The sequence below is a fragment of the Salmonella sp. SAL04162 genome, assembly GCF_046551535.1.
GTDB classification, from domain to species: domain Bacteria; phylum Pseudomonadota; class Gammaproteobacteria; order Enterobacterales; family Enterobacteriaceae; genus Salmonella; species Salmonella enterica.
This window is the reverse complement of sequence record NZ_JBGDVX010000002.1, coordinates 109,750-122,342: the sequence shown is the minus strand read 5'-3', so window position 1 is coordinate 122,342 and position 12,593 is coordinate 109,750. Positions and strand designations below refer to the sequence as shown.

Below are 12,593 nucleotides of genomic sequence, written 5' to 3'. Positions count from 1 at the left end.
CGCACCCCTTATACGCTTTTCGACAACATTTTTCTGTGGGTGTGGATCGACATCACAATCCCGAACCCGGCCATCAGCACAATCAGTGCGGAGCCCCCGTAGCTGACCAGGGGTAAAGGTACTCCAACCACAGGCAGAATACCGCTCACCATACCAATATTTACGAAGACATAAACGAATAATATTAACATTAATCCGCCAGCCATCACGCGACCAAATGTAGTTTGCGCTCTGGCGGCAATCCACAGACCGCGCATTATCAGCAAAATATAGAGCGCGAGCAGAATCAGGATGCCCACCAGACCGAGCTCTTCCGCCAGTACCGCGAAGATAAAGTCGGTATGGCGTTCGGGTAAAAACTCCAGCTGCGACTGGGTGCCGTGGAGCCAGCCTTTACCGCGCAGGCCGCCTGAGCCAATGGCGATTTTAGACTGAATAATATGATAGCCCGCGCCCAGCGGATCGGTCTCCGGATCAAGGAGCATCATGACGCGCTGGCGTTGGTAATCGTGCATCAGGAAAAACCACAAAATAGGAATAAATGCAGCGATCAATACAATGGCGACCCCAATTAAGCGCCAGCTCAGACCAGACAAAAATAGGACAAAGAGACCGGAAAGGGCGACCAGAATAGACGTCCCCAGGTCCGGCTGGGCGGCGACCAGCAGGGTAGGCATAAAGATTAATACCAGGGCGATGGCGGTATTTTTCAGCGAGGGCGGGCAGACGTCACGGTTAATAAAGCGGGCGACCATCAGCGGCACGGCGATTTTGGCTATTTCCGAAGGCTGAAAGCGAACGATTCCCAGATCGAGCCAGCGCTGCGCGCCTTTGGATATTGCGCCGAAGGCATCAACGGCGACCAGCAAAATGATACAAATGATATAGAGATAGGGCGCCCAGCCTTCATACACGCGCGGCGGGATCTGCGCCATCACCACCATGACCACCAGCCCCATCGCAATCTGACCGATTTTACGCTCCATCATGCCGATGTCCTGGCCGCTGGCGCTCCAGATGACCAACGCGCTATAAACCAGTAACGCCAGCAGAATGAGTAGCATCGTGGGATCGATATGAATTTTATCCCAGAAGGTTTTTTTGTTCGGATTATCCGTCATGATTATTGGTCCTCCGCCGCTGCAACCACCGGGTTTTCCGCAGGCAAATGGGTGTTGTTGTCGCCCAGCATGATGTGATCAAGGATTTGGCGCATGATCGTGCCTACTGCCGGGCCTGCGCCGCCGTTTTCAAGGATGATCGCGACGGCGACCTGGGGATTGTTATACGGCGCAAAGGCGGTCATCAATTTATGGTCGCGCAGGCGCTCGGCGATTTTATGCGCATTGTACGTTTCGTTGGCCTTCAGGCCAAAGACCTGCGCGGTGCCCGACTTCGCCGCGATTTTATAGGGCGCGCTGGCAAAATATTTATGCGCCGTGCCGTTAGGGCGGTTGGCGACGCCATACATGCCATCTTTCGCAATTTCCCAGTAGCCGGAGTGAATATCGCCCACCGGCGGCTCATGCGGCTGTACCCACGGCACCTGTTTACCGTTTTCCGCGGTGCTCATTAACAGGTGCGGGACTTTAACTACACCGTCGTTAATAAGGATCATCAGCGCCTTACTCATCTGAATCGGCGTTGCCGTCCAGTAACCCTGGCCGATGCCCACCGGAATCGTATCGCCCTGATACCACGGTTTTTTAAAGCGTTTCTGTTTCCACTCGCGGGTCGGCATATTACCTGAGCGCTCTTCTGCGAGATCAATTCCGGTATAGTGCCCATAGCCAAACTTACCCATCCATTCTGACAGGCGGTCGATTCCCATGTCATAGGCCACCTGATAGAAGAAGGTATCCGCCGACTCTTCAAGGGATTTGGTGATATTCAGATGCCCGTGGCCCCATTTTTTCCAGTCGCGGTAGCGTTTCTCAGACCCCGGCAACTGCCACCAGCCAGGGTCGAAAAGACTGGTGTTACGGGTGATGACGCCAGCGCTTAACGCCGATACGGCGACGTAAGGCTTAACGGTAGAAGCGGGTGGGTAGACACCCTGAGTCGCGCGGTTCACTAATGGCGTGTTCGGGTCGTTAAGCAGCCCGGAGTAATCTTTGCTGGAGATGCCATCCACGAAAAGGTTAGGGTCGTAACTTGGCATGGAGACCAGCGATAGCACGCCGCCGGTACGCGGATCGGTGACAATCACCGCCGCGCGACTGCCTGCCAGCAGCGTTTCAATATACTGCTGGAGCTTGAGATCCAGCGTCAAGTAGATATCGTGTCCGGCCTGCGGCGGCACCTCTTTGAGCTGGCGAATGACGCGGCCGCGGTTGTTGACTTCAACCTCTTCATAACCGGTTTGCCCATGCAGAATATCTTCATAGTAGCGCTCAATGCCCAGCTTGCCGATGTCATGGGTGGCGGCGTAGTTTGCCAGTTTGTTTTCTCTGTCGAGACGCTCGACGTCTTTATCATTGATTTTCGATACGTAGCCGATAACGTGGGTCAGCGCCGATCCGTATGGATAATAGCGGCGTTTATAGCCTTTGACTTCAACGCCCGGAAAACGGTACTGGTTGACGGCAAAGCGCGCGACCTGAACTTCCGTCAGGTTTGTTTTCACCGGAATAGAAGTAAAGCGATGGGATCGGGCGCGCTCTTTTTTAAAGGCGGCGATATCGTCGTCGTTTAAATCGACCACACTGCGTAGCGCATCCAGCGTTTGCTGAACGTTATCCACCTTTTCCGGCATCATTTCAATCTGATAGATAGTGCGGTTCAGCGCAAGGGGAATGCCGTTACGGTCGTAGATTATCCCGCGGCTTGGCGCAATTGGCACCAGCTTGATACGGTTTTCGTTCGAGCGGGTCTGGTAATCGGTAAAACGAAGGATTTGCAGATTATACAAATTGGCGATCAGTACGCCGGTCAGCAGCAAAATACCCAAAAAGGCGACCAGCGCCCGACGCACAAACAGTGCGGACTCAGCCGTATAGTCACGAAAAGAATTTTGTCGTTTCATCCGCTGCTTAATCTTCTCAAGACTTCACGATCACTCACGGTGATAAGGGTGGTTGGTTGTGATGCTCCACGCCCGGTACAAACTCTCCGCGACCAGAACCCGAACCAGTGGGTGAGGGAGCGTTAACGCCGAGAGCGACCAGCTCTGTTCCGCTGCCGCTTTGCAGGCGGGAGATAATCCTTCCGGGCCGCCAATCAGCAAACTGACGTCGCGCCCGTCCTGTTTCCAGCGCTCCAGCTCATTGGCTAACTGCGGCGTATCCCACGGCTTGCCTGGAATATCCAGGGTAACAATGCGATTCTTACCGGCGGCGGCCAGCATCTGCTCGCCCTCTTTGTCGAGAATGCGTTTGATATCCGCGTTCTTGCCGCGTTTGCCCGCAGGGATTTCGATCAGCTCAAAGGGCATATCTTTCGGAAAACGACGCAGATATTCCGTAAATCCCGTTTGAACCCAGTCGGGCATCTTCGTGCCGACAGCGACAAGTTGCAGCTTCACGCATTAACTCCAGAGTTTTTCCAGTTCATACAGGCGGCGACTTTCTTCCTGCATGACATGCACAATCACATCGCCCAGATCGACGACAATCCAGTCAGCCGCATTTTCGCCTTCGACGCCCAACGGCAACATACCGGCCGCGCGCGACGACTGCACCACGTGGTCGGCAATAGACATAACGTGACGGCTGGAGGTGCCGGTACAAATAATCATACAGTCGGTGATACTGGATTTACCCTGAACATCTAAGGCGATGATGTCCTGACCTTTCAGGTCATCAATTTTGTCGATAACAAAATCCTGGAGTGCTTTACCCTGCAAGTTTTCCCCCTGGGTGAATAATTGCGTTATAACGATAGAAAAAAGGCCAACAGGCTGGACCGGTAAGGCGTTGCGAGTTAACGCTAACCTTCCGGCGGGACGCCGTGTAGTATACCTGAATCAGCGGCGATACCGGGACTTATGTCGCCGGATCGGCGTTTAAAACCAGATTATCATCCCATCCCACGTCACAGAAAGCATCGCCATTTTTGTAAAACAATTTCTGCAAAGCTCTGCAAGGTGAAAAAAGCCTGGCTGCGGAGAATAACAGCCTGTCGGGGGCTGTCAATGGGCGAAACCGCTGCGGCGAGAAAAAACGGAAAATTCATCACTCAGGCCGCCAGACGGCACGACTATTTAATACTTTCAGGGTGGCGAACCCTTCGCATATGTCGATTGCGCTCCAGCATCCCTGTTCTACCCGGAAATGCCATAGCGAGGCGGCGGGCATCGCGAGCAGACGGGCAATCAACAGGCTGAGTACGCCCTGATGGCTGACGATCAGCAGGTTCTGGCAATCGCTGAACGCGTCGAGTCGCGAGATAAAGCGCTCTACGCGCCGGGTAAAAGCCTGAAAACCCTCGCCATTGGTCGGAACCGCATTCTGCCAGTCCGTACACCAGGCGGCATAGCTTTCGGCATCTTCATGGGTGAGGTCGCGGTGATGGCGCATTTCCCAGTCGCCGAAGTACATCTCATTAAGCTCAGGTAAGATGTGTTGCGGCACATCCCGGCCCTCCAGTACGAGCCGGGCGGTATGGCGCGCGCGCTCCAGCTCGCTGCATAACATCCTGTCAAATGGCGCGTGGCGCAATAAAGTATGTAGCGTTTTCGCCTGGCCAATCCCTTTTTTCGTTAACGGCGTGGGAGCATGTCCGCTATACAACCCGGCGACATTGGCCTCGGTTTCGCCATGACGCACCAGCCACAATCGCATGGTATTCCTCATGAGGTTAAATGCGCAAAACATGATAATGCCCCTGATTGCGCAACGTTTTTTTCACTAAAATAGCATTTTTTGGCCGGAGGCATAATGGCGTTATTCAACAGCGCGCATGGCGGTAATATTCGGGAAGCCGCGACGGTGTTGGGCATCTCGCCTGACCAGTTACTGGATTTTAGCGCAAACATTAATCCGCTGGGTATGCCTGTCAGCGTGAAACGCGCGCTTATCGACAATCTGGACTGCATTGAGCGCTACCCGGACGCCGATTATTTTCATTTGCACCAGGCGCTGGCGCGTCATCATCAGGTGCCGGCATCGTGGATACTGGCGGGAAATGGCGAGACGGAGTCAATCTTTACCGTGGCGAGCGGTCTTAAACCGCGTCGTGCAATGATTGTCACGCCTGGTTTCGCGGAGTATGGCCGGGCGCTGGCGCAAAGTGGCTGTGAAATTCGTCGTTGGTCTCTACGCGAAGCGGATGGCTGGCAGCTTACCGATGCCATTCTTGAGGCGTTGACGCCCGATCTGGACTGCCTGTTTCTGTGTACGCCCAATAATCCTACCGGCCTGCTGCCGGAGCGGCAGTTATTACAGGCCATTGCCGATCGCTGCAAATCGCTGAACATTAACCTGATCCTGGATGAAGCGTTTATCGATTTTATTCCGCATGAGGCGGGCTTTATTCCTGCTCTTAAAGATAATCCACATATCTGGGTGCTGCGTTCGCTGACCAAATTTTATGCCATTCCCGGCCTGCGGTTGGGATATCTCGTCAACAGCGATGACGCGGCGGTGGCGCGGATGCGTCGCCAACAAATGCCGTGGTCGGTTAACGCGCTGGCGGCGCTTGCCGGTGAGGTAGCGTTACAGGATAGCGCCTGGCAACAGGCGACCTGGCATTGGTTACGGGAGGAGGGCGCCCGGTTTTATCAGGCGCTTTGTCAGCTCCCCCTGCTGACGGTCTATCCCGGGCGGGCAAACTATCTGTTGTTACGCTGTGAGCGAGAGGATATTGACCTGCAGCGACGGTTGCTGACGCAGCGGATTTTAATCCGTAGCTGCGCTAACTACCCGGGGCTGGACAGCCGCTATTATCGTGTGGCGATACGCAGCGCTGCGCAAAACGAGCGTCTGCTGTCGGCGCTGCGCAATGTGCTTACTGGTATAACCCCTGCTGATTGATGTAGTTCAGCACGTTTTCCGGCAACAGATCGTCGCAGGATTCGCCTTTTTCCAGACGTTCGCGGATGAGGGTTGCGGAGATATTAAGCCAGGGCGTTTCCGCCAGGTAAATTTTACCGGCTGGCAACTGGTGCAGATCGTCCGGCGTATGGGTCAGATGCTGTTCCAGCCACTGCTGGTGTTGCGCCTGCGTCATTTCAAGGGGATAGCCCGGACGACGACAAACGATCAGGTGAGTGTTATCAAGGATGGTGTCGTAATCATGCCAGGTGGGGAAGTTAAGCAGCGAGTCCTGGCCGATAATAAACGCCAGCGGCGCTTCGGGGCCCTGTTCTTCGCGCCATGCTTTCAGCGTTTGCGCAGTGTAAGAGGGCGCGTTTCGCTGTAGCTCGCGTTCATCCAGCGTAAAAAGCGGCTTATCGGCGATAGCCAGCTCCAGCATATATTTACGCTGCGCGCTGGAAGCTTCCGGCTGGGGGCGATGCGGCGGCACATTGTTAGGCATAATAATCACCCGCGATAAGCCGATCAGATTCGCCAGCGTTTCAACAGGTTTAAGATGTCCATAATGCACCGGATCAAAGGTGCCGCCGAATAAAGCCTGTAACGATTTCATATCACCCATCAATAAATACGTCTGCCAGCGCCTTATGGCAGAGCAGGAGCGATAGCCCTTCAAGATCTGCCCATACTGACTGACCATAATCCTGTTTGAGCGTAATTTCTGTACGCGTCAGTAACTGCACGGCCTGGCGAAGCTGTGCAGGATGGAGACGCTGCAACGCGTCGCCGATCATGGGGCGACGGTTTTGCCAGACCCGGTGTTTATCAAACAGCGCGCGTAACGGCATATGCGCGGACTGACGTTTGAGATTTACCAGTAGCAGCAGCTCTCGCTGGAGGGTCCGCAGCAGAATAACCGGCTCGCTGCCTTCAAGGCGTAGCTGTTGCAGAATATGCAGCGCGCGTTTGCTTTTCCCCATCAGTAACGCATCCACCCAGTGGAAAGGGGTAAAGTGGGCGGCGTCATTGACGGCCTGCTCCACGCGAGGAAGCGTTAACTTACCGTCAGGCCAAAGCAGCGACAGTCGTTCCAGCGCCTGCGCCAGCGCCAACAGATTGCCCTCATAGCAATAGCACAGCAGTTGGTTCGCGGCGTCATCCAGTTGCAAATTCTGTGCTTTCGCTCTGGCGGCCACCCAGCGGGGAAGCTGCGCCTGCTCCGGCGTCTGGCAACTGACCTGAACGCTACGGTCTGCCAGCGTGGTATACCAGGCGGCGTTTTCCTGCGCTTTGGTGAGCTTGTTTCCGCGTACTATTAATAACAGGTCGTCATGCAGCAGCTCGCTCAGCGTGGCGAGTTGCTCATTCATTGCTGCGTTAGGCCCGTTTTCCGGCAGTTGCAGCACCAGCGTTTGACGGCTGGCGAACAGGCTCATCGCCTGGCAGAGTGAGAAAAGCGATCCCCAGTCGGTACTGGGATCGAGAGTAAAAGCGTGGTGCTCTTCGAAGCCTTGCGACGCAGCCGCCAGACGAATAGCGTCCTGACTTTCCTGCAGCAGCAGCGGATCGTTGCCCAATAATAGATATGCCGCACGCAGCCCTTCGTTGAGCTGCGCGCGGAGTTGTTCAGGATACAACCTGATCATTAGTTACTCAGCGTAGTGGAGACGCGTGCTGGAGTAGAGGCGGGCGCCGCCGTCTCATTGTCGGCGGTAGCCTCCTCTTTCGTCGCCTGAATATCCGCCGCGCGGACGCTGGTCAGCTTACGAATCAGCTGTTCAGCGGCTTTGTCGTACATCTCCTGAACGATCATGGCCTGCTCGTTATCCTTCGCCAACGCCATCTGCGGGTTATCGAAGAACGAACGGTACACTTTCGTGCTGATAGGATAGATGTCATGGCCCGGAATCAATACCGAGGCATTGACGGTCATCACCATCTGATATTCCGCCGTCTGGCCGTCCTGGAACACTGACGCCGTATCCTGCGAAATAGTCACCGTTCCAAGCCGCAGAGACGGAACGTCTTTGCGCGTTGTGTCTTTATCAAGCAGGTTTACGTTATTCAGCCGTAACTGATTACGTACCGCACGACTTAGCGGACCGTTCGGATCGCCGGAATCGAGGATCATCGTTTTCATTGAAGCCGGAACCTGCGTAGTGCTACGCAGATGCCAGCCGCATCCGGCGGTGACCAGCACCGCCAGAGATAACAACAGTGTTACCAGATATCGCACGCTTCCTCCCGCGCTTAGCCAACAACCAGATTGAGGAGTTTACCCGGAACGTAAATCACTTTACGCACGGTAACGCCATCAAGATATTTTGCCACCAGATGTTCCTGGCCTGCACGTTCACGCACCTGTTCTTCGGTGGCATCCACCGCAACGGTGATCTTACCGCGAACTTTACCGTTAACCTGCACGACAACCAGCGTGGTGTTTTCCACCATTGCCTGCTCGTCGGCAACCGGCCACGGCGCGTTGTCGATATCGCCTTCGCCGCCCAGTTCCTGCCACAAGGTAAAGCAGACGTGCGGGGTGAACGGGTTAAGCATACGCACGACGGCCTGCAGCGCTTCCTGAAGCAGTGCGCGGTCTTGTTCGCCTTCCTGCGGGGCTTTCGCCAGTTTGTTCATCAACTCCATGATCGCCGCAATGGCGGTGTTGAACGTCTGACGGCGGCCGATATCATCGGTCACTTTGGCAATGGTTTTATGCACATCGCGACGCAGCGCTTTTTGATCTTCGCTCAGCGCATCGACGTTCAGCGCCGCGACAGAACCTTTAGCGGTGTGTTCGTAAACCAGCTTCCAGACACGTTTAATAAAGCGGTTTGCGCCTTCTACGCCGGACTCCTGCCATTCCAGAGTCATATCCGCCGGAGAAGCGAACATCATAAACAGGCGTACCGTGTCCGCGCCATAACGTTCAACCATTACCTGCGGGTCGATACCGTTATTTTTCGACTTGGACATTTTACTCATGCCAGTGTAGACCAGATCATGACCCGCTGCGTCTTTTGCTTTGACGATGCGGCCTTTTTCATCGCGCTCGACGATAGCGTCAACTGGCGAAACCCAGTTACGTTCGCCGTTCTCGCCGACATAATAGAACGCATCCGCCAGCACCATGCCTTGGCACAGCAACTGTTTAGCCGGCTCGTCAGAGGTGACCATGCCGGCATCGCGCATCAGCTTATGGAAGAAGCGGAAGTAGAGCAGGTGCATGATGGCATGTTCAATACCGCCGATGTAGATATCGACCGGCAGCCAGTAGTTTGCCGCTTTCGAATCCAGCATTCCTTCCTGATACTGCGGGCAGGTGTAACGCGCGTAGTACCATGACGATTCCATAAAGGTGTCGAAGGTGTCGGTTTCACGCAGCGCCGGCATACCGTTAACGGTGGTTTTCGCCCACTCAGGATCGGCCTTGATCGGGCTGGTGATGCCGTCCATGACGACGTCTTCCGGCAAAATAACCGGCAGTTGATCTTCCGGCGTCGGCAGCACGGTGCCGTCTTCCAGGGTGACCATTGGGATCGGCGCGCCCCAGTAACGCTGACGGGAAACGCCCCAGTCACGCAGACGATAGTTCACTTTACGTTCGCCGACGCCTTTTTCCGCCAGTTTATCGGCAATGGCGTTAAACGCCGCTTCAAAGGCCAGACCGTCGAACTCGCCGGAGTTAAACAGCACGCCTTTTTCGGTCAGCGCCTGTTCGGAAAGATCCGGCTCGGAACCGTCGGCGGCCAGAATCACCGGCTTGATGGTCAAACCGTATTTGGAGGCAAATTCGTAGTCGCGCTGATCGTGACCCGGAACGGCCATCACCGCGCCAGTGCCGTACTCCATCAGGACAAAGTTTGCCGCCCAGACCGGGATCTCTTCGCCAGTTAACGGATGAATCGCTTTAAAGCCGGTGTCGACGCCTTTTTTCTCCATGGTCGCCATTTCGGCTTCGGCCACTTTGGTGTTACGGCATTCGTCGATGAACGCCGCCAGCTCGGCGTTGTTCGCCGCCGCTTTTTGCGCCAGCGGATGACCGGCGGCCACTGCCAGGTAGGTGGCGCCCATAAAGGTATCCGGACGGGTGGTATAGACGGTCAGGGTGTTATCGTAACCCTTCACATCGAAGGTGATTTCCACGCCTTCAGAGCGGCCAATCCAGTTGCGCTGCATCGTTTTTACGGTATCAGGCCAGTGGTCCAGCTTATCCAGATCGCGCAACAGCTCGTCTGCGTAAGCGGTGATTTTGATAAACCACTGTGGGATCTCTTTACGCTCAACTTTGGTGTCGCAGCGCCAGCAGCAGCCGTCGATCACCTGTTCGTTGGCGAGAACGGTCTGATCGTTCGGGCACCAGTTAACGGCAGAAGTCTTCTTGTACACCAGGCCTTTTTTATACAGCTCGGTGAAGAATTTCTGTTCCCAGCGGTAGTATTCCGGGGTGCAGGTCGCGATTTCACGGCTCCAGTCATAGCCAAAACCCAGCGTTTTGAGCTGGTTTTTCATGTACGCGATGTTGTCGTACGTCCACGGCGCCGGCGCGGTGTTGTTCTTCACCGCCGCGCCTTCCGCCGGCAGGCCGAAGGCGTCCCAGCCGATTGGCTGCAGCACGTTTTTGCCCAGCATACGCTGGTAGCGGGCAACCACGTCGCCGATGGTGTAGTTACGTACGTGGCCCATGTGTAGTCGGCCAGAAGGATAGGGAAGCATCGACAGGCAGTAATACTTCTCTTTGCTCTCGTCTTCGGTCACTTCAAATGTGCGCTTCTCATCCCAGTGAAGCTGTACTTTGGATTCTATCTCTTCCGGGCGGTATTGCTCTTGCATGGCAGCCAGTAGTCCTGTTTTCGATACAGCTACAAATGTAGCTTTAGAGGTGGTGTTTAGATCCGCATAGCATAGCCCAAACACGCACGTCAAAACAGGGGGTAGAACATTTGTCGCGCCAGGTGTTCATGAGGAGGTGACGCAAAATGCGACACGACTGAGGCAAATTACCGCAGTTCCTGTCACCGCCAGATTGGCCCATAAAAATAAAGTCATATAAACCATGTAGTTAAAAAATGGCACGCCTTTTGATTAGGGAAGACAGGACTAAAGCAAAGGAGTTAATCGTGAAAAAAAATGCAGTGGTGATTCACCCTCAGGATTGCGTCGCGACGGCTATTACGGCGCTCAAGGCCGGCGAAACCGCCACAATGTTCGTTGGCGAACGCGAGATAAGCGTTGTGTTACATCAGGATGTGCCATTTGGCCACAAATTCGCCATCTGCGATGTGCCTTTTCATGGCGAAGTTTATAAATATGGTGAATCCATTGGCCGCGCCACTCAGGAAATAAAAAGTGGCGACTATGTGCATGTCCACAATGTGGAAAGCGAACGCGGACGTGGTGACTGGAAATAATATAAAACAAGGGAAAATGATTATGAGCAATGAGACTTTTTTGGGTTTCCGCCGCCCTGACGGCCGTTTTGGCATCCGTAATTATGTACTGATTTTACCTACCAGCGTTTGTGCGAATAAAGTTGCCCAGGATATTGCCCGGCAGGTAAAAGGCGCGACATGGGTGAATAACGATTTTGGCTGCTGCCAGGTGGCAGGCGATGCGCGTCTGACGGAAAAGACATTGATTAATGTGGCGAATAATCCCAACGTCGGCGCTATTGTGGTTGTGGGCTTAGGCTGTGAAGGCGCGGAGCCGCTGCGCATCGCAGAAGAGATTACCGCATTTGGCAAACCGACTTCCTGCATTACCATTCAGGAAGAGGGCGGCACGCTTAAATGTCAGGCCAGGGGGATTTCGCTGGCCCGCGACTATGCGCAACAACTCTCCATGCAAAAACCGCAGCAAGCACCGGTTAGCGAGCTGCTGTTGGCGATGGAGTGCGGCGGGTCAGATACGACATCGGGGCTGGCGTCTAACCCTTCCTGCGGGGTCGCCTCGGATAAGCTGATACGCTGCGGCGGAAGCTCAATTCTTTCTGAAACGACGGAATTTATTGGCGCCGAGCATGTGATGGCGAAACGCGCGGTGACGCCGGAGGTTGGTCAACAGCTTATTGATTTAGTGGTCGGCTGCGAGGCGCGAGCAAAAGCGCTGGGCGAGGATATTCGCGGGGGACAGCCGACGCCGGGCAATATTAAAGGCGGGCTGACTACCATTGAAGAAAAATCGTTAGGCTGTATGCATAAAGCGGGTCATGCGCCGTTACAGGGCGTACTGGAATATGCCGATAGCCCAACGCATCCGGGCCTGTGGATTATGGATACCCCGGGGCAGGATATTGAATCTATTTCCGGCATGGTGGCGGGTGGAGCGCAGATCGTTATTTTTACTACCGGTCGCGGAACGCCTGCCGGTAACCCAATAGCGCCGGTAATAAAAATTACGGGTAATAAAGCAACGTGGGAAATGATGCAGGACAATATTGATATTGATGTGTCCGCCATTATGTCTGGCGAGGCTTCTATTACGCAAATGGGCGAGGAAATTTATCAGGAAATTTTACGCGTCGCGAATGGGAAAACGACTAAATCAGAAGATTTAGGTCATAACGAATTCTCTATTTATAAGATCGCGCCGACGTTCTGATACCAAATCGGGCAGCAC

At 54.5% G+C, this 12,593-nt stretch carries 12 protein-coding genes; 3 read left to right on the top strand and 9 right to left on the bottom strand.

Going from position 1 to position 12,593, the window contains the following annotated elements; translation table 11 throughout:
- Positions 1 to 8 precede the first annotated feature (8 nt).
- From mrdB to ACLJRH_RS04680, 5 genes are all read right to left on the bottom strand, one after another.
- A complete protein-coding gene (mrdB, locus tag ACLJRH_RS04700; RefSeq protein ID WP_000131713.1) occupies positions 9 to 1,121 on the bottom strand; it encodes a peptidoglycan glycosyltransferase MrdB in 1,113 nt (370 codons plus the stop codon).
- A gap of 2 nt (positions 1,122 to 1,123) precedes the next feature.
- Positions 1,124 to 3,025, bottom strand: coding sequence for a peptidoglycan DD-transpeptidase MrdA (mrdA, locus tag ACLJRH_RS04695; protein WP_000828700.1), 1,902 nt, complete (start codon positions 3,023 to 3,025; stop codon positions 1,124 to 1,126).
- Positions 3,026 to 3,055: 30 nt separating this feature from the next.
- On the bottom strand, positions 3,056 to 3,523 hold the full coding sequence (gene rlmH, locus ACLJRH_RS04690) for a 23S rRNA (pseudouridine(1915)-N(3))-methyltransferase RlmH (RefSeq protein WP_000776107.1): 468 nt from the start codon (positions 3,521 to 3,523) through the stop codon (positions 3,056 to 3,058).
- 3 nt (positions 3,524 to 3,526) lie between these two features.
- On the bottom strand, positions 3,527 to 3,844 hold the full coding sequence (gene rsfS, locus ACLJRH_RS04685) for a ribosome silencing factor (protein ID WP_001161670.1): 318 nt from the start codon (positions 3,842 to 3,844) through the stop codon (positions 3,527 to 3,529).
- Positions 3,845 to 4,172: 328 nt separating this feature from the next.
- Entirely contained in the window at positions 4,173 to 4,781 is a 609-nt protein-coding gene (locus tag ACLJRH_RS04680) for an adenosylcobalamin/alpha-ribazole phosphatase (RefSeq protein ID WP_023137126.1), read from the bottom strand.
- A gap of 96 nt (positions 4,782 to 4,877) precedes the next feature.
- Between ACLJRH_RS04680 and cobD the strand changes: the two genes are divergently transcribed.
- A complete protein-coding gene (cobD, locus tag ACLJRH_RS04675) occupies positions 4,878 to 5,972 on the top strand; it encodes a threonine-phosphate decarboxylase CobD (protein WP_001173259.1) in 1,095 nt (364 codons plus the stop codon).
- On the opposite strand, the gene nadD is transcribed toward cobD, so the two are convergent.
- Genes nadD through leuS form a run of 4 tightly spaced genes read right to left on the bottom strand, consistent with a single transcriptional unit; the run spans position 5,947 to position 10,808 of the window.
- The gene (gene nadD, locus ACLJRH_RS04670; RefSeq protein WP_023137128.1) at positions 5,947 to 6,588 is read right to left on the bottom strand and encodes a nicotinate-nucleotide adenylyltransferase; all 642 of its coding nucleotides are present in this window, start codon (positions 6,586 to 6,588) and stop codon (positions 5,947 to 5,949) included. The two genes, cobD and nadD, sit on opposite strands and share 26 nt — an antisense overlap.
- A 1-nt stretch (position 6,589) precedes the next feature.
- Positions 6,590 to 7,621 (bottom strand): DNA polymerase III subunit delta, encoded by a 1,032-nt coding sequence (gene holA, locus ACLJRH_RS04665; protein WP_001623105.1) that lies wholly within the window; start codon positions 7,619 to 7,621, stop codon positions 6,590 to 6,592.
- Positions 7,621 to 8,211, bottom strand: a complete 591-nt coding sequence (lptE, locus tag ACLJRH_RS04660) for an LPS assembly lipoprotein LptE (protein ID WP_001269950.1) — start codon at positions 8,209 to 8,211, stop codon at positions 7,621 to 7,623. The genes holA and lptE overlap by 1 nt, the downstream gene beginning before the upstream one ends.
- Positions 8,212 to 8,225: 14 nt before the next feature.
- Positions 8,226 to 10,808 (bottom strand): leucine--tRNA ligase, encoded by a 2,583-nt coding sequence (gene leuS / locus ACLJRH_RS04655; RefSeq protein WP_023137129.1) that lies wholly within the window; start codon positions 10,806 to 10,808, stop codon positions 8,226 to 8,228.
- A gap of 236 nt (positions 10,809 to 11,044) precedes the next feature.
- On the opposite strand from leuS, the gene ACLJRH_RS04650 reads away from it, so the two are divergent.
- Both ACLJRH_RS04650 and ACLJRH_RS04645 read left to right on the top strand, forming a co-directional pair.
- A complete protein-coding gene (locus tag ACLJRH_RS04650) occupies positions 11,045 to 11,386 on the top strand; it encodes a UxaA family hydrolase (RefSeq protein ID WP_015632837.1) in 342 nt (113 codons plus the stop codon).
- Between the two features lie 16 nt (positions 11,387 to 11,402).
- Positions 11,403 to 12,575: a UxaA family hydrolase gene (locus ACLJRH_RS04645; protein WP_001670689.1), complete on the top strand. Its 1,173-nt coding sequence runs from the start codon at positions 11,403 to 11,405 to the stop codon at positions 12,573 to 12,575.
- Positions 12,576 to 12,593: the final 18 nt, after the last annotated feature.